Origin of the sequence: Niallia sp. FSL K6-0212, from assembly GCF_038007605.1 — a bacterium.
GTDB classification, from domain to species: Bacteria; Bacillota; Bacilli; order Bacillales; family Cytobacillaceae; genus Niallia; species Niallia circulans.
The window spans coordinates 4,234,768-4,252,233 of the sequence record NZ_JBBOXL010000001.1 but is presented as its reverse complement, the minus strand read 5'-3'; the positions used below and the strand labels follow the sequence as shown (position 1 = coordinate 4,252,233).

The 17,466-nt window shown below is 33.4% G+C and carries 15 protein-coding genes and 1 other annotated feature; of the genes, 13 read left to right on the top strand and 2 right to left on the bottom strand.

Going from position 1 to position 17,466, the window contains the following annotated elements:
* Positions 1-398 precede the first annotated feature (398 nt).
* Positions 399-1,313 (top strand): ribonuclease Z, encoded by a 915-nt coding sequence (gene rnz / locus MHH96_RS20425; protein WP_341118141.1) that lies wholly within the window; start codon positions 399-401, stop codon positions 1,311-1,313.
* A 56-nt stretch (positions 1,314-1,369) separates the two neighbouring features.
* On the opposite strand, the gene proC is transcribed toward rnz, so the two are convergent.
* The gene (gene proC, locus MHH96_RS20420; protein WP_047941094.1) at positions 1,370-2,206 is read right to left on the bottom strand and encodes a pyrroline-5-carboxylate reductase; all 837 of its coding nucleotides are present in this window, start codon (positions 2,204-2,206) and stop codon (positions 1,370-1,372) included.
* A gap of 54 nt (positions 2,207-2,260) precedes the next feature.
* Positions 2,261-2,484: a binding site (T-box leader), on the bottom strand.
* A 126-nt stretch (positions 2,485-2,610) separates the two neighbouring features.
* Here proC and MHH96_RS20415 point away from each other — a divergent pair.
* Positions 2,611-3,720, top strand: a complete 1,110-nt coding sequence (locus MHH96_RS20415) for a DUF1835 domain-containing protein (RefSeq protein ID WP_047941093.1) — start codon at positions 2,611-2,613, stop codon at positions 3,718-3,720.
* A gap of 179 nt (positions 3,721-3,899) precedes the next feature.
* Positions 3,900-4,691, top strand: a complete 792-nt coding sequence (locus MHH96_RS20410) for an SDR family NAD(P)-dependent oxidoreductase (RefSeq protein ID WP_047941092.1) — start codon at positions 3,900-3,902, stop codon at positions 4,689-4,691.
* A gap of 6 nt (positions 4,692-4,697) precedes the next feature.
* Here MHH96_RS20410 and MHH96_RS20405 read toward each other — a convergent pair whose 3' ends face one another.
* Positions 4,698-4,892 carry a YqzH family protein gene (locus MHH96_RS20405; RefSeq protein ID WP_047941091.1) on the bottom strand — a complete coding sequence of 65 codons (195 nt, stop codon included), beginning with the start codon at positions 4,890-4,892 and terminating at the stop codon, positions 4,698-4,700.
* Positions 4,893-5,049: 157 nt separating this feature from the next.
* Between MHH96_RS20405 and msrA the strand changes: the two genes are divergently transcribed.
* From msrA to MHH96_RS20355, 10 genes are all read left to right on the top strand, one after another.
* Positions 5,050-5,562, top strand: coding sequence for a peptide-methionine (S)-S-oxide reductase MsrA (gene msrA, locus MHH96_RS20400; protein ID WP_047941089.1), 513 nt, complete (start codon positions 5,050-5,052; stop codon positions 5,560-5,562).
* Positions 5,563-5,779: 217 nt separating this feature from the next.
* Positions 5,780-7,492, top strand: a complete 1,713-nt coding sequence (locus MHH96_RS20395) for a methyl-accepting chemotaxis protein (protein ID WP_047941088.1) — start codon at positions 5,780-5,782, stop codon at positions 7,490-7,492.
* 378 nt (positions 7,493-7,870) lie between these two features.
* Positions 7,871-8,527, top strand: coding sequence for a Type 1 glutamine amidotransferase-like domain-containing protein (locus MHH96_RS20390; protein ID WP_047941086.1), 657 nt, complete (start codon positions 7,871-7,873; stop codon positions 8,525-8,527).
* Between the two features lie 214 nt (positions 8,528-8,741).
* On the top strand, positions 8,742-9,020 hold the full coding sequence (locus MHH96_RS20385; RefSeq protein ID WP_047941085.1) for a CD3324 family protein: 279 nt from the start codon (positions 8,742-8,744) through the stop codon (positions 9,018-9,020).
* A 147-nt stretch (positions 9,021-9,167) separates the two neighbouring features.
* Positions 9,168-10,058 (top strand): GNAT family N-acetyltransferase, encoded by an 891-nt coding sequence (locus MHH96_RS20380; protein ID WP_047941083.1) that lies wholly within the window; start codon positions 9,168-9,170, stop codon positions 10,056-10,058.
* 367 nt (positions 10,059-10,425) lie between these two features.
* A complete protein-coding gene (locus MHH96_RS20375) occupies positions 10,426-11,103 on the top strand; it encodes a VOC family protein (RefSeq protein WP_047941082.1) in 678 nt (225 codons plus the stop codon).
* A 565-nt stretch (positions 11,104-11,668) separates the two neighbouring features.
* Entirely contained in the window at positions 11,669-12,361 is a 693-nt protein-coding gene (locus MHH96_RS20370) for a response regulator transcription factor (RefSeq protein WP_235850124.1), read from the top strand.
* Positions 12,362-12,371: 10 nt separating this feature from the next.
* A complete protein-coding gene (locus MHH96_RS20365; protein ID WP_047941080.1) occupies positions 12,372-13,772 on the top strand; it encodes a sensor histidine kinase in 1,401 nt (466 codons plus the stop codon).
* Positions 13,773-13,961: 189 nt separating this feature from the next.
* Positions 13,962-14,714 carry an ABC transporter ATP-binding protein gene (locus tag MHH96_RS20360; RefSeq protein ID WP_047941079.1) on the top strand — a complete coding sequence of 251 codons (753 nt, stop codon included), beginning with the start codon at positions 13,962-13,964 and terminating at the stop codon, positions 14,712-14,714.
* Positions 14,711-17,239: an ABC transporter permease gene (locus MHH96_RS20355; protein WP_047941078.1), complete on the top strand. Its 2,529-nt coding sequence runs from the start codon at positions 14,711-14,713 to the stop codon at positions 17,237-17,239. Before MHH96_RS20360 ends, MHH96_RS20355 begins: the two co-directional genes overlap by 4 nt.
* The last annotated feature ends 227 nt before the right edge of the window (positions 17,240-17,466 follow it).

Sequence of the window (17,466 nt, the reverse complement as noted above, 5' to 3'; positions counted from 1 at the left end):
TGTTTTTCATTCACTTTCTTGTACCTCATTTCATTTATATATGTATGAAAATTATTAAATTGCTGTTTTACAAAGGTGCATTTTCTCTTAAATAATACATGTACCTATACAGTTATAAAATTTTATCTTTTTCTTAAGGAGATAGCAACAAATTTGTTTGTAATTTTTGCAAATATTTTTACTATTTGTATTTACAGCAGAAATTTTTCATTCATCCAACATGATATTACAATATATTAGCAAAAGTTACTAGTTAAAAGATTTAGGGATTTGGATAAACAGGCATTAGTAAAGTATACTTAATTCATCTATTCTAATTTAGTATTTAATGATACGCTTTTATTTATACAGAGGATTTCATGACAGGAAGAAAACGAAAGGGGATTAGCAAGCTTATTATGAAGTTGCAATTTTTAGGAACAGGTGCAGGTATTCCGGCTAAATCAAGAAATGTAACAGCGATTGCTTTAAAGCTTTTAGAAGAGAAGGGGAGTATTTGGCTGTTTGATTGCGGAGAAGCAACGCAGCACCAGATTTTACATACCAATATTAAACCAAGAAGAATTGATAAAATTTTTATTACCCATTTGCATGGAGACCATCTATATGGTTTACCAGGTTTTCTCTCCAGTCGATCTTTCCAAGGAGGAGAGACACCACTAACGATATATGGACCGAAAGGAATTAAGGAATATGTACAGATCAGCCTTGCTGTCAGCAAAACTTTTTTAAAGTATGCGCTAAATATTATAGAAATCGATGAAGGTATTATTTTGGAAGAACATGATTTTATCGTAGAAGCAAAAATACTTGAGCATGGTGTTACAAGTTATGGCTATCGGATTATAGAAAAGGATCGACCTGGAAAATTAGATACAGCTAAATTAAAACAATTTGGAATAATGCCTGGCCCTATTTATAAAAAAATTAAAGAGGGAGAAGACCTCATCCTTGATGACGGTACTGTCATAGGCAGCAAAACCTTTCTTGGCCCGAATATTAAAGGGAGAATTGTCACTATTTTAGGAGATACTAGAACTTGTGCTTCTGCTGAGGTTTTGGCAAAAGAGGCAAAAATATTGGTTCATGAAGCAACCTTTTCGGAAAAAGAAAGTTCCATAGCAACGGAATACTATCATTCTACAACGGTACAAGCTGCAAAAACAGCTAAAAGGGCAAATGTAGACTGTCTCATTCTTACACATATTAGTGCTAGATATGATCAAGCATTAACAGAACAATTGTTGCAGGAAGCGAGAGCCATCTTTCCCAATACATATATGGCAGAAGATTTTTCAGAATACGAGATATAAGCTAAAAAGGATGTTGTCAAAAAAGCACACAACATCCTTTTTATTTTTAAATAACGTTATTTAGACAGTTTAAGTTCTTCTGTAAGTGCTTTTCCCATCCTTTTTGATTGGGCCGCTGCCTCTTCCATACACGAAATGAAAGCCTTCTGAACATCATATTGCTCAAGAATGTTTATTCCTGCTTCTGTTGTGCCACCAGGACTAGTTACATTCTTGCGGAGCTCAAGAGCACTCTTGGAGGACGATGCGATCATTTCTGCTGCGCCGAGGATTGTCTGCACTATCAACTCATTAGCTACTTCCCGATTTAGTCCGATTTTTACAGCTCCTTTTTCCATCGCTTCCACTAAATAATAGATATAAGCTGGGCCGCTACCAGAAAGACCGGTTACAGCATCTAATTGTTCTTCATGAACAAATGTAACGAATCCAACTGTTTCAAATATGTCAAGGACGAAAGTTTTTTGTGGTTCTTCTACAAAGGAGTTGAAGGCAATACCTGTTGCTGATTTCCCGACTGTTGCCGAAGTATTGGGCATAGCACGCGCAATGGGAACTTCCAGTCCGATCAGCCGTTGCAGACTGTCCATATTTACGCCAGCAAGAACAGAAATGAGCAGTGTTTCTTTTGTGATATAATTTTTCCATTGTACAGTAGCTTCTTTTACATCTTTCGGTTTCATTGCGAGAATAATGGCATCAGCTTCTCCAACTAATTTTTTTAAATCGAAAGAGTAGTCAACACCATAGCGATTTTGTAGTTCAATTAGTCTTTCTACATTCCCTCGGTTTGTGACGGTAATTTCTGTACTCTCCTGCAATTTACTAGAAACAATCCCAGAAATTAACGCTTCGCTCATAGAACCAGCACCAATAATAGCAATTTTCTTCATTTTTATTCCTCCTATAAAATCGTTGTATGGAAATAAGAAAACCTCTCGTCATAATGAAAGGACGAAAGGTTTTTTCCGTGGTACCACCTTAGTTCAATTATAATCTGCACATGCGCGTGATTATACAACTCTTTTCCGGTAACGACGGTTGACGTTTAGGTTTGCCTAACTACTCCTAAGTAGGTTCAATGAAATGAATCTTGATGAAGTTTTGCAGCCATAGAACTTCACTCTCTAGCAAGCCATTATCATTTACTAATCTTAATCATCGCATTCCTATGATAAATTTATTTGATTATGCAAGAAGAAAGGCTTGTCTGTCAATAGAAAAATAGAGTAGTGGGAAAATTAGTTCATTGATTGTATAATTAAATTTAGAATTTTACAAAAAAGGGAGATTCGTAATGGAGAGTAGAATAAATGGTTCTTATCTATATTTCTTGATAGATGATAATCTCATCTATTGCTACAAAATAGAGTCATACACATACATTACATTAGAGGACATAAAAAAAACTAAGCATTCTGCTCTTTATAAAATTATAAATAGACAAGAATTTCAAAACTTTGAACATGAAAATAGTGAAGCAGTGCAAGGTCTAGGATTATTTTGGGATGAAGAAAGTTTAAAAGAAATAGTTACGTGCGTCAACAAAGCGATAAAAAAACAACAGAAGAGAAAAAACGTGAAACATAAAAAAGCTATTCATCTTGTCGCATCCCAATATATTGCAGGTAGATTAGCTGTTAATCTTCAAGAGAATGTCGAAGTGATCGGCTTAGATGGATCCTTTATGTTTGGACCATTACGTCAACTGGATGTACATAATGGTCAAAAGGAACGGTCTGAATGGATTTATGATAATATTAATCGAGAATTCGAGGAGAAAAATCCTTACATAACTGCACTACAGAATAAAATGAATAGTTTAGATGACATTGATGATAAAAGACAAGTATATATATGGTATGGGAATAACATCGAAGAACAGCTAGCATTAAGATTTTTCATGTTTATATTTAAAAAAAGATCAAATCCTCTTTATCTTATCGATACAGCAGAAGTCCTTAAAAAAATTGCACCAAATGAAAAGTCAATGATTCATACAGCAGAAATAAAAAACGAATTATTACAATCTATATTAGACCATATTGATAGCAGCTATATGGTAACAACTAATCAAAGAGAAGGATTAGCAACTGAGTGGCAATCGATAGCCAATGCTGATGAACTTTTAAGGATATGGGAAAACCAAGCGATTGTATCGGTGGATTTGGATTATTTTGATCAAACGATTGTAGAAGTACTGAAACGAATGAGTGAAAAGGAAAAATTAGATTATATCAAGACTAGTCAGCTTATTTGGAGAACGATAGAGGAAGAGCATCTTTATATGGATCCCGATTTTCTTGAATATCGGATTCGTCACCTGGTTTATTCAGGGGTGTTTAAGATGAAAGGAATTCCTAAGAATATGAGACGTTATTTTGTTTGTTTACAAAAAGAAGAGTGAAGTCTATGTTGTTATTTTGAACCTTCTATGTGAAAATGAGAAAGGAATCTTGTCTTTATTAAGGCTAAGAAAGAGAAAAGTAGGTTTTAATCGATATAATATATCAATATAATGATGATTATTTAGGAAATAAGTAAATGGGCATTTTTACATCATGCATGTGCTTTTTGAGGTGGATAATGAAGGGATTAAATGGAAAGAACATTGTAATTACAGGTGCATCATCTGGCATAGGAGAAAAAATTGCTATAAAAGCTGCTCGTTTGGGGGCTCGTCCCATCCTTCTTGCTCGTTCAGAAGATAAGCTCGCTGCTATTTGCAAGAAAATAAATAATCAGTTTCCCGGACAAGCTATTTATTTTACTTTAGATGTAAGCAATCCGGAGCAAGTAAAGGAAGTCTTTGCTAAGATATATCAAGAGGTTGATTTTATTGATATTTTGCTCAATAATGCAGGATTTGGCATCTTTGATATGGTTCATGAAGCAAAGATGGAAGACGTTAATCGAATGTTTCAAGTAAATGTAATGGGGCTTATCGCTTGTACCAAAGAGGTATTGCCTTCGATGCTGCAAAATAATGGCGGGCATATCATTAATGTCGCCTCCCAGGCAGGGAAACTCGCTACAGCCAAATCAAGTGCCTATGCTGCGAGTAAACATGCTGTTCTAGGATTTACAAATAGTCTCCGACTGGAAGTAGCCAATTCAAATATAAAAATCTCTGCTGTAAATCCAGGACCAATCGAGACAAATTTTTTTCATACAGCTGACAAAACGGGGAATTATGTGAAGAATGTGCAGAAATTTATGCTTTCAGCTGATACAGTTGCTGAAAAAATAATAAAATTAATGCTACATCCAAAACGTGAGTTAAATTTACCTTTGTGGATGAATTGGGGAAGTGTTCTTTATAATCTATTTCCGGGAATTGCAGATAAGCTCGTTGGCGGGATTCTAAATAAAAAATAGAATTAGCTAAAGTGTATTCGTAATGTAACTATAAACAACATCTTGAACTAGATCATAAAGTTCATGGGCAGGATGTTGTTTTTTTAAAGCGATGATGTGGACTGCTAATCGTTCATATTCATGGAGAGGGAGTGAATTGGGTTCCATATGATATTGTTTAAGTGATTTCTGAATCATTTTTTTTATGAGTAATGTATTCATCTTATCTTTCCCTATTAATAAGTAGTTTTTCTTTTAAGTATAAAAAAATAGTATCTTTGTTCAAAGTATTATATACTAATTTTTATCTAATAAAAGGATTATCACTAATTTTTGATAAAATAAACGATAAGGCCAAACCTATAGGGAGATGAGATAAATGGAAAAAGCAACTTTTGCAGGTGGATGTTTCTGGTGTATGGTATCCCCATTTGAAGAACAGCCAGGTATTGGCGGCATTGTTTCAGGTTATAGCGGGGGGCATGTAGAAAACCCAACTTATGAACAGGTGAAAACAGGAACGACAGGACATTTTGAAGTAGTGGAAATCACTTTTGATCCTGAAATCTTTCCCTATGAACGTTTATTAGAGTTATATTGGCAGCAAATTGATCCGACAGATCCAGATGGTCAATTCCATGATCGCGGGCCACAGTATCGAACAGCGATTTTTTATCATAATGATAAGCAAAAAGAACTTGCAGAGAAATCAAAACAAGCTATGGCAGCAAGCGGAAAATTTAAAAAGCCAATTGTTACATTAATTGAACCAGCTGCCATCTTCTATCCAGCAGAAGACTATCATCAAGATTACCATAAGAAGAATAAGCAGCATTATAAAGAGGATAGAGAAAAGTCAGGAAGAGATGTATTTATCAAAGAACACTGGTAAAAAAAGAAAAAAGCGAATTTTGCTAGGAAAACTATCTTTAATGATAGATGTAGCAAAATTCGCTTTTTTGTATTTTATTCAAGCCTTTTGTACTATATTTTTTCCTAATAATCCTAAACAGTTTCGCCCTTCGAAGTTTTTTGTTTTTTAAGCTAAAGTATCGTCGATATATGTCGATATGATATAAGGATTAGATCAATGAAAAGAGGTAGCTTTAATGAAATTTTTACAAAATATCAATATTTCTAAAAAAATATTGATTATCATTATGTTTAGTACTATTGGACTAGTGCTGATCGGATTATTTGGAATATATGGTATAAAGGAGATGGCGAAAAGTTCTAAAGAAATGTATGAAGAAAATTTAATACCTAATACTTACATAGCAAAGATCCAAAACTATCGCCGCACAAACGACAGCTTAGTTATAGAGCTAATGATAACAGAGGATAAAAAGAGAAATGAAGAGTTATTAGAGACTATTAAAAGGAATTCGGAAGAATCGGATAAATATGTCAAAAAGTTAGATGCTATTTCGCTTTCCAAAAAAGAAGCGGATGAATATAAAATTTTTAAAGATGCCTATACAGGCTTTAGTAGTATTCAAGATGAAGTGATATCATTAGCAAACAATAATTTTAATGACTCAGCCTATAATCTTTATACGAAAAACCTTGAATCGAAGAGAAATATTATTAACAGTCAATTGGATGAACTCCAAACAGCAAATGAGGAAAATGCAGAACAGATATCAAATGAAAATAACAAGTATTATAAGACAATGCTATATATTTCTTGGGGAGTTATATTTGTTGCTGTAATACTTGCTGTATTATTAGGTCTCTATATATCCGCAATGATTGTCAACCCAATTAAACGTCTACAGGCTTTAATGGAAAGAGGAGGACAAGGAGATTTCTCTGCAAGATCAAGTTATCAGGCGAAGGATGAAGTAGGTTCTTTATCTGATAGTTATAATAGGATGGCGGATGGAATGAAGGGGCTTATTGAAATGTTATCGGAAACGTCCCATCATCTCGCTTCATCATCGGAACAATTGAGCTCCAGTTCAGAAGAAAGCAGTAAAGCAAGTGAACATATTTCAGAAACAATCCAGCAGCTTGCAGAAGGTTCTGAAACCCAAATGAGATTGATGGAATCAAGTACAGCTGGCATCCGTAATGTAAATGAAACGACTGGCCATATAACAGTGCGTGCAAAAAAAGTGGCTGAAACAGCAGAGCAGACAGCGGATGTATCGCTTGAAGGTGCAAAACGTATTTCAGAAGTAACGACACAAATGAAATCCATTAATAATAATGTGGTGACACTTGCTGAATCAATAGCTACATTAGAAACTAGAATAAATCAAATAGGAGATATTACTATGGTAATATCGGACATTTCTTCCCAAACCAATCTACTAGCATTAAATGCAGCTATCGAAGCGGCAAGAGCTGGGGAACAAGGAAAAGGTTTTGCTGTTGTAGCGGATGAGGTAAGGAAATTAGCGGAACAAACAGCAGGATCGGCTGAGCAAATTACTAATCTTATCAGCCAAATACAAATTGATTCTAAGAATACTTCTTTATCGATGACAACTGCTGCAAATGATGTAGATACAGGATTAACAATTGTTCAAGATGCAGGAGAATCATTCCATAGAATCGAACAATCTGTGCAAGAACTAGTTATATTAGTAGAGGAAGTAAGTCAATCGCTTGATCAATTAAAAGAACATACTAATACGATTAATGGTTCGATTTTGGAAGTGAATTCAATGGCAAGTGAAGCAGCAGCTAGTACAGAAAACGTATCTGCTGCAACCGAAGAGCAGGTTGCATCGATGCAAGAAATAGCAGCTTCTTCTACATCATTAGCACAATTAGCTTCTGATTTACAAGATAAGATAAAGCAATTTAAAATATAAAATTTCATAGAGAATTGCTTAAAATGTATGGCAGTTCATTTCATTTAGTATACGAATAGAGTATACAACAAATATAACCCCAAACCCTTATACGGAAATGGTAGTCAAAATTTCGTATAACGGTTCGGGGTTTTTATTCAAAAGAAATGAAAGAATGATAGATTTAGAATTTGATCTAAGAGGTTATAACAAAAACTTTTTTATGGGTTCAAAGGAGTATCGTATAGTATTATGCGCATTTAAAGATCGTTATCCTTTCGGCAGTATCTTCTAAATTAATATATTGTAAAATTAATCATAGTTTGAAGGAAAGTCGTAACATTTGGAGAAAGCTGGATAGTCTTTGTCACGATAAATTAAATTTGAGGAGGGGTAGCTATGAAAACTCACTATTATTTAGGTTGGTTTAACAATTTTTTCCCAGAGAAGCTAGGAAGAATATTGCAGGAGGATATAACTGATAGAAAATCGCTTGTAATGATCAGCTCGAATCCTCTTTGTGCTCAAGAGAAGGGGGCTACAGAACGATCTTGGCTTGACCAGGCTGGCATTATGTTTGATACATATCATTTAATTAATTATAGTGTTCAGAAAAAAGATGCGCATGCTCTAATCGAAAATGCTTCAGTTATATTCTTATTGGGTGGAGATACACTTAATTTAAATAGTTTTTTGAAGGAATATGAACTGTCGGATTTGATACGAAAAAGCAAGGCTGTTGTAATGGGGGCAAGCGCTGGTGCGATCAATATGTCCGCAAAATGGTTATGCTCTGAACACTTTGGCTATGAAGTGGAAATAAGCACTGTTTATGATGGAATTAGTCTTGGCAATTTTTCGGTTCTGTCTCATTTCGATCTAGAAAATAACCTTGCATTGGTTCAAAAGGAACTATCTTCTTTATCAGAGGAAATAGACATTTATGCATCGAATAAAGATTGTGTTGTAAGAGTAAAGGAAGATAAAGTGGACATTTTTGGTGATGTGTATTTAATATCCCACTCAAAGATTCATAAATTAAAGGAGACACTCTAATTTATTTAGTAATATACAGAAAATTCTTATGTTAACTTCTTTTATTTTCCTATATTATGGTATGATTTAATTAAGAATAATGAGGGTTCGTTACTGAAAGGGAGGATATGAGTTGAGAAAGTATATTTTTACTGCATAGCAAAGGCTATGTAAAATGCATAATGTAGCTTTTGCTTATTTCTAATAAAACGAAAAAAATTATTAGGAGTGCAAAATGAGCTATAAAAACGCAATGGAACTTTTACCTTCTGAACTGTTGAAGGAGGTTCAAAAATATATCGATGGTGAATGTATCTATATACCAAGGAATGAAAGTAATAAGAAAAGCTGGGGGACTAACACAAGTACAAGGCAAGAATTGAAGGAAAGAAATAAGAATATATATAATGATTATCTAGCTGGTACTGATATGAATATATTAAGTGCAAGGTATTATTTATCTGTCAAGAGTATTCAAAGAATAGTATTAAAAGAAAAAAAGAATAATAGTTAAAAATAAGCCAATGCGTTTTTAAGTGTCGCGTTGGCTTATTTTTATTTATGAGTTAAATATTAGGTGTATCTTACAGATTTAGCAAAATATAATTTAATGAGAATGCTAAGATTCTTTTATTAGATTATATTGGGGGGGAAGCGGAGGATGGCAAAATATCAACTAATAAGTGACTATAAACATATCGAAACATATAAAGAAAGCTTTAATGAATTAGCTCAAAAGGTATTTGGAATAGACTTTAGTAAATGGGATGAAAATGGTTGCTGGAATGATAACTATATATGTTATTCGTTTATCTATAGGGAACAAGTAATAGCAAATGCCTCTATCAACAAAATGACCGTTGTGTGTAACGGGATTGAATATAAAGCTATTCAAGTTGGTACAGTAATGACACATCCTGAGTTTCGTAATCAAGGTCTTTCTAAAAAATTGCTGAACCATATCATTGAAAAGCATGAAAATGAAATAGACTTTATCTACTTATTTGCGAATGAAACCGTTTTGAACTTTTATCCGAAGTTTGGATTTGAAAAAGTACAAGAAAGCAGCTTTTCTCTTTGTATAGCTGATTTAAAAAAACAAACGGTGCCAACCAAGACCATACGCCAATTAGATATAGAAAATCTAAGTGATTTGCTACTGATGAAGGAATTTGCAAAGAAACGGACATCTATTTCAACCAAATTAGCTGTCGAAAATAACGAGCAACTATTAATGTTTTATTTTCTCCAAGTATTTAACGACGCAATTTTTTATATCGAAGAGGAAGACGTAATCGTTCTCTTTAAGAAGGAAGATGAGCAACTTCATATTTATGATGTCATCAGTAGAAAAGAAGTGGAATTGGAAACCATTATAAATTATCTAATTTCCGATGAAATAAAACGAATTCATTTCTATTTCACACCAAATGACAAGATTAAAAATATCGATACAAAATTTATAACAGCGAGTAATGATACATTGTTTGTCCGTCCATTACTAAAAGCTCTACCGAACCATTTCTTATTTCCTTTGACATCCCACGCATAAATTGTAAGAGAATATATATAAAGAGAAGGATAGAAATTAATATTCTAATTGGGGAAGTATGGAACAATCTACTTACATTAAACTAAAACGGGTAAGAAATTATATCAATGGGATGAGAAATGATCAAAAGGGAGTTAGAGGGAGTGTGGTAATAATTAAAGATACAGATATTATCTCTTCTAAAGGTTTTGGCTATGCTTGAAAACAATCCTCAAATAGCGGGATGGATGTGATTCTTTAAGAAAGGGAGATTTCTCGTGAATGAAATGGAAGTAACTCCATCAAGCAATACTTTAGACTACTAAGGATGATATATATTAGAATTAACGGAGTATTAGAAATATTAACGAAAGAGGGGATATAGATAATGGAAGTAAAACTGTTAACTCTGCAAACGAATAATATCAAAAAAATGAAGAGTTTTTATGTAGAGACTCTTGGATTTCCATTGATTAAGGAAGATAGTCATAGCTTTTGCATTAAAGCTGGTTCAAGCAAATTGAAATTTACATCAGAAAATGTATTGGGGAATCCATATTACCACTTTGCTTTTAACATTTTTGCTAATAAATTTGCAGAAGCAAAGTCGTGGGTAAAAGAAAGGGTTGCCTTAAATATTAATGATGAGGGAGAAGATGAAGTGTATTTTTCCAATTTCCAAGCTCATTCTCTCTATTTTTATGATCCTTCTGGAAATATAGTAGAGTTTATTTCAAGGAACTCTATTTCCGAACAAGATAAGGCTCCTTTTTCTATTGAAAGTGTTATAAACATCAGTGAGATAGGGGTAACGGTCAGTGATGTAGCAGCCGCAGGGAAAAGATTGATGGAAGTGGGAATTAATGAACGGGATAATAAACCTTTAGATCTAACATCCATCAACTTTATGGGAGATAAATCAAAAGGCATCTTCTTAATCCTTAATAAACCAGGAAGAGAATGGTTCTTCTCTAATAAAATTTCAGCTGTATTCCCTCTGGAAATTATCACCTCGCAGCATCACACAATTGTGGTTGATGTAGAAGGGAATTTAGAAGTTAGCTAGAATGAATATAAAAAATTTCTCCTTGTTGATAAATTCAGAGGATGGAAGAGAGAGCAATCACTATTATGGGTAGTCATTAGTTTAAAATATATCAATAATTCTAACTATTGTACTTATATATTAAAGAAGTTGAATAAAGAATGAAGATCTATAATTTTGCACAATAATGGCTAGAAGTTACTTATTTCCTTTTTTTAAGAAGAATCCCCAGGTAGGGAGAAAAGGAACTACAAATACTAAACTACAATCATTTGAAAATGATTGTAGTTTAGTATTTGTAAATAACCAGTAAGTGGATAATACTAACTTTTGAGGTGCAGGATATTTTCTCAGATGGTTAATGATGTAAAGTTGGCAGGTTGTTGTATTTATATGGTCAGCAAAAAAAGTATCTGAAAGATTAATACCATCTAATTTTAATAGGAATTGAGTGGTGCAAAGGATCATCCTACTTTTATAAACATTGCATTGACAATCACTATAGCAAAATATAGACTCAAATTATAATCGGTAAATATGGAAATTAATGGACGGTGATCTGTTGATAGATGGAGGAGTGGCTGAATTGACTTTCAACAACATTTTAATCGTGGATGATCATGAGGAAATCATCCTATTGATGACAGATTTTCTTGAAATAGAAAACTATCAAGTCTATAGTGCAAAAAATACGAATGAAGCGAGTGATATATTACATCAAACAAAAATAGATTGTATTCTTCTAGACGTTATGATGCCAGGGATGGATGGCTTTAGTTTTTGTAAAAACATTCGCAAAGAATCTGATATCCCTATTCTATTTTTAAGTGCATATGAAACAGATACTGATAAAATTAGAGGTCTTACACTTGGAGCAGATGATTATATTGTTAAATCCGCTAGTCCTAGTGAAATAGTAGCTAGGATTAAAGCTGTTGAAAGAAGAATGAGTCTTACAAGAGATCGTGGCTCAGGGGAAAAAAAGATACTTTCCATCGGCAATCTAATATTAAACAAAAACACAAGGTCAGTAACTGTTGGTACACAAGAAGTGGACCTTACAGCCATTGAGTTTAATTTATTAGAATATTTTATGGAGAATGAAGGAATTGTATTATCCTATGAACAAATAATTGCAAGAATTTGGCATGATGAATTTACAGGGTATCACAGTGTCCGCGTTCATGTTGCTAATTTAAGGGAAAAACTAGCTGTTTTTTCTTCTATTCCGGAAATAAAAACGATTAGATCAGTTGGTTATCTATTACAAAAAGGATGATAACGTAAATATGCATAAAATAAGTTTTAAGTTATTGATTTTTATTAGCTTTCTCGTCATTTTTTTTGTTCCAGTATCAATAACAAAGTTAATTTTCCATAAAGTGATAGATAACCACTCTCAATTTGATGATATAACCTATGAGAGGAACGAGTGGATAGAGAAAAATGTTTTGGATATGGATGGAAGAGTATTCTTTGAAGAAGATTGGCGAGAGCAGTTAATCCATAAAGCGGAGGAAGATAATGTAGAATTATTTATAATCAATCGTGCAGGGGAAATAACCTATACAAAAGGAATAGTAGAATCCAGAAATGCATTAATTGATAAAAAGGATGATCAAACAACAGGCGTAAGATATGAACAATATGATTTTGGTGGTTTTGATCAATATAATATATATGCTGAAGATTCACTAATAGCTTCTGTATATATTAGTTACCCAATATCGGATCAGGCAGTGCTTAATAACCATCCAAATTATGATCTCGCAATATTAACTGGGATAATTACAATTGTTGCTGGTTTGATTATCATCTTCTTTCATAAAAATTTGATTAAGCCATTGTATGCTCTTAATCGTTCTTCTCAACAAATCTCTAATGAAAATTATCATGTTACTTTGCCAGCTTCCAGAATTAAAGAAGTGAACAATAGTACAGAAGCTTTTATGAAGATGGCGCATAAACTTGAATTAGCAAAGCAGAAAAATAAACAGTTGGAGGAGGAAAGAAAACTATTTGTTTCTTCTATTGTTCATGATTTGAGAACACCTATTTTTTCGTTAAGAGGTTTCTTGGAAGGATTACAGAAAGGGATTATTACGAAAGAAAAAAAGAAAATACAATATGTTGAAATGTGTTTGAAACAAGCTGATCATTTGAATGAATTAGTTTCATCATTGGCTGATTATTCTAAAATTGAAGGACAAATTAAGCTGGAAAAAATAACCACTTTCACTATGCTAGATATAATATCTGACGTGAAAGAACTGTTGTATTATAGCTTGGCTCAAAAAAATATAATTGTTGAAGTAAATAATGTAACGAATAAGCAAATTAGTGGTGACTTTTCATTGCTGAAAAGAGCTTTTGAAAATATATTGGCTAATAGCATCCGCCACAGCCCAGAAAATGGAACAATCGAGGTTATAATAAAAGAGGATAAAGGCTATGTAGAGACCGTAATTGTAGATAATGGAGAAGGTTTCGTTGAAAGTGAATTGGATTATGTATTTAAACCATTATATAGAGGAGAATCTGCAAGAAGTGGTCCAAATCAAAGGATGGGACTAGGGTTAACCATTACACATGTAATCATTCAAAAACATGAAGGGATTATTAAAGCGACTAATGATAAGAAAAAAGGAGCAAAAGTGATTGTACGGATCCCTATTAATGGTTCAGCATAATATACTTCCTCAAACAAAAAAGAATCGACAATGGAAAGAACTATCCATTGTCGATTCTTTTTTTTCGAGTAAACGCAGGTAACTATTTTATTTTGATAGTAAATGAATGTTTCTTGATAGAATCTTGATAATTCTCTGATCCTGCCTTTATATTGCCTAATTATAATGGGAATGAAGGAGGGATTCACAATGAAAGTTCTAGAAGTCAACAGACTATCAAAAAAATATGGACATGGTTTAAGTGAAATAAGAGCTCTTGAGCAAATAAATTTAGAGGTTGAAAAGGGGGAATTTGTTGCAATAATGGGAACAAGTGGTTCAGGAAAATCGACATTGTTAAATATGATATCTGGGCTGGACACTTACGATGAAGGGGAGGTTCTTATAAGTGGTGAAAATATAAAAGGATATACCGATTATCAATTGACACGCTTACGAAGTGAAAAAATAGGGTTTATTTTTCAATTTTTCCATTTGATCCCTGTGTTATCAGTATTAGAGAATGTTACCTTGCCAGGAATGCTAAAGCAACACAAAAAAGGAGACATAGAGAAAAAAGCCATTGATATATTACAATTAGTCGGATTAGGCTCATTTATCCATTCTAAACCAACGCTGTTGTCAGGTGGTCAGCAACAAAGGGTAGCAATTGCCAGAGCACTAATAAATGAACCAGACTTGATTCTAGCAGATGAACCTACAGGAAGTCTTGATTCAAAAACATCAAAAGAAATGATGGCAATCCTGCAAAGATTCAGTCATATCTTACATCATACTATCGTGCTGGTAACACATGATCCAACTGTTGCTGCCTATGCAGATCGTGTAGTTTTTATGAGTGATGGGAAAATTGCGGATGTGCTTTCATTAGCTAACACGAATCTAGAATGTCAGGAGAAAATAAGAATTATCTCCTCGAAAGTAGAGGGTTTAGGTGTATGAAGCAATTATGTAAAGCAGCAGGGAAATTCTTGTTATTCCATAAAACGAGACATCTTTTTTTGATTATTGGTGTGACATTAGGTGTTGCCTTAATTATTGCTATACAAGTATTAATTGCTAGTATTGAAGCATCCAATGAAATAGCAATTAAGGAACAATATGGAGACTATGATTTAGTAGTAGGATATCAGACGGCAGAGAAATCTGTTTCAGCAGGTGAAATAGAAGAAATGGAAAATCTAGAATCAGTTGAGAAAACTACTCGCTTTCTATATCCATATTTAGACAAAGAGTCGGAAATGAATATGTTGGGGGAACTAATATATGCAGGTTTTGAGAATGAAGAATTAGCATTTGAATATCCTGTTGTCTCACTAGCAAAAGGTGCATTTCCCCAAAAAGAGGAAGTATTGGTTTCTTCCCAATATGCGAAACAACATCAATTAGAAATAGGCTCAACTGTGAAAATGAAATTCCCTCCTAATGGTACGAAAGAAGTGACTATATCTGGATTTACTGTAGATAATCAAGCACTAAGTAATATGGCTATTTTTGATTATGAATGGCTTCAAGAAGCAACTTCTAATGAGAATCATACGACGGCAGTGATTATCCAATTGGATAATCATGAAAATAAGCAAATGGTCATTAATCAATTACGTCAAATAAATCCAGATTTTTTTATCGACTCACGCAGTGAAATCGATAAGGAGCGAGAAAATATCGGCGGGATTGGTCCAGTTATACAAGGACTTAACATTGCTATTTATTTAGTTAGTGCTTTAATTATCATTAGTACGATGCGTATGTCAGTTCAAGAGAAGCAAAAGGAATTGGCGACATTAAGAATATTAGGTTTTGAAAGAAAGCATATCTACTGTCTTGTACTGATTGAATCCTTGATATTAGGATTCATATCTTTAGTCACAGGATTAATTATTGGGATTTTGCTTCCTGTAGGAGCACTCGATTTGTTTATAGATAGGATGAATGTCGGGCATGGTGTGATTATCTTCCCATGGTCTGACTTGTTAATGAATTTAGGAATATTTAGCCTTGTCATTTTATTTTCTTCACTTGTTCCTGCTTATCAAGCAAGTTTAGCACCGCCGGTAGTTGCTTATCGTGGTTCAACCAAAGTTCAGGCTTTATCCAAAAGATACACCGTAATAAGTATAGCTATTAGCTTGGTTACTGCTGTTGTCTATTTGATAAATGTTTACTTCATACAGAGCAAATCAATGTTTGTGATAAACGGAGTGTTATTCATTGTTTGTGCGTTTACGAGTATACCGCTTATGTTTGCTTTCAGTGTTAAATTGTTAGATTGGATTGCTAAGTTTATTAGGATACCAGTAGAATTTCTATTAGCCGCTCGAAATTTATTAAGGCAATTAAACAGGAATGTACAGCTTTCAGCCATTTTTACAATTGGTATTGTCATTACGGTAATTGGAATGGTTATTTTAACAACTATAAAAGATGAAACGACTGATATGATAAAAGAGAACAATCCAAACGATTTGAGAGTAATTTCCGTTGCTTCAGAATTAGCAGAAGGATTTCCGTACTCTTTCTATGAAAAGGTGGAGAAAGATCCTGATCTAGAAGCATTTTACTATACGAATGAAGTGGTTTTCTTAATAGAAAATCTCCCTCCAAATAAAAGGGAATTGTCTGAAGTAGTATTAGGCATTAGTGGAACAGACCTTCAACATAGTTTTGATTCTGGTAGTATTAAGACTGATGGTTTATCAACTCCAGAAGAGATGAGTGAAAATGGCGTTATGCTAACAGAACAAACGGCTGATGAGTATGGATTTAATATAGGAGATACTATTATAGTGAATGTGTCAGAGGATTTTAATGAGTTAGATGAAAAAGAGTTTGTAGTAGAAGGAATTATTACTGATACAGAGCATATAGGGGATGCTGACTATCATTTTTTTACAACTAGAGAAAATATGAAGGCAATGTTTGGGATTGACACACTTTACCAGGTAGAAATGAACATTCTTCACGGAGATAAGAAAGAAAAAGTTAAGTCGATTCAAGCCTTATTACAGGATCCTGCATATTCTAATACAATTCTCTATAGCCGTGCTGAAGAGTTGACAGAGTTGGAGCAGCAGTTCCTTCAACGAGTATTCCTTCTTTACTTGGCAGTAGCCATGATTATTATATTTACTGTTATTGGGTTAATGAACAGTACTGCCAGCAGTATTAAAGAAAGACTGAAAGAACTTAGTATGTTGCGAGTATTGGGGAGTACTAAGAAAAGGTTACTTTCATTATTACTAATGGAAGGCGCATTACTAACAACAACAGCTGGTGTATTAGCGATTGGATTATCCACTTTATCGGCATATTGCTTCATTCAAGGCTTAGATGCCAATACATTTGCAGTATTACCAAAACTTCTATTGGGATTATTTTTCTTATCACCTTTGATTGGTTTAGGAGCAGTCTTAATTCCCGCAAAATTAGCGACAAGATTAGACCTAATGAAAGGAATGAGAGAATAACTTGATTAAATTTGATAAAGTTATAGTTTTAAATCTCTTGATAACAATTAATTGATTGCGGCTTGCTTTTTTCAAAAGTTCCAGTTATTAATGAGGTTCTAACCTGTTTATTGTGTAGAAAATGGAACACGTTTGTAAAATAAAAAAAACTGTACCTTCATTAGGTGCAGTTTTTTAGTTGGGATAACAAGAATATAAGAAAAAATGTCATGTATAATTGACATTCG

Excerpts from the sequence above, each read along its gene's own strand:
- MHH96_RS20390 (WP_047941086.1), top strand. The coding sequence starts at position 7,871 with ATGAAAACTCACTATTATTTAGGTTGGTTTAACAATTTTTTCCCAGAG.
- msrA (WP_047941089.1), top strand. The coding sequence starts at position 5,050 with ATGGAAAAAGCAACTTTTGCAGGTGGATGTTTCTGGTGTATGGTATCC.
- MHH96_RS20360 (WP_047941079.1), top strand. The coding sequence starts at position 13,962 with ATGAAAGTTCTAGAAGTCAACAGACTATCAAAAAAATATGGACATGGT.
- proC (WP_047941094.1), bottom strand. The coding sequence starts at position 2,206 with ATGAAGAAAATTGCTATTATTGGTGCTGGTTCTATGAGCGAAGCGTTA.
- MHH96_RS20395 (WP_047941088.1), top strand. The coding sequence starts at position 5,780 with ATGAAATTTTTACAAAATATCAATATTTCTAAAAAAATATTGATTATC.
- MHH96_RS20410 (WP_047941092.1), top strand. The coding sequence starts at position 3,900 with ATGAAGGGATTAAATGGAAAGAACATTGTAATTACAGGTGCATCATCT.
- MHH96_RS20365 (WP_047941080.1), top strand. The coding sequence starts at position 12,372 with ATGCATAAAATAAGTTTTAAGTTATTGATTTTTATTAGCTTTCTCGTC.
- MHH96_RS20375 (WP_047941082.1), top strand. The coding sequence starts at position 10,426 with ATGGAAGTAAAACTGTTAACTCTGCAAACGAATAATATCAAAAAAATG.
- MHH96_RS20355 (WP_047941078.1), top strand. The coding sequence starts at position 14,711 with ATGAAGCAATTATGTAAAGCAGCAGGGAAATTCTTGTTATTCCATAAA.
- rnz (WP_341118141.1), top strand. The coding sequence starts at position 399 with ATGAAGTTGCAATTTTTAGGAACAGGTGCAGGTATTCCGGCTAAATCA.
- MHH96_RS20385 (WP_047941085.1), top strand. The coding sequence starts at position 8,742 with ATGAGCTATAAAAACGCAATGGAACTTTTACCTTCTGAACTGTTGAAG.
- MHH96_RS20415 (WP_047941093.1), top strand. The coding sequence starts at position 2,611 with ATGGAGAGTAGAATAAATGGTTCTTATCTATATTTCTTGATAGATGAT.
- MHH96_RS20405 (WP_047941091.1), bottom strand. The coding sequence starts at position 4,892 with ATGAATACATTACTCATAAAAAAAATGATTCAGAAATCACTTAAACAA.
- MHH96_RS20380 (WP_047941083.1), top strand. The coding sequence starts at position 9,168 with ATGGCAAAATATCAACTAATAAGTGACTATAAACATATCGAAACATAT.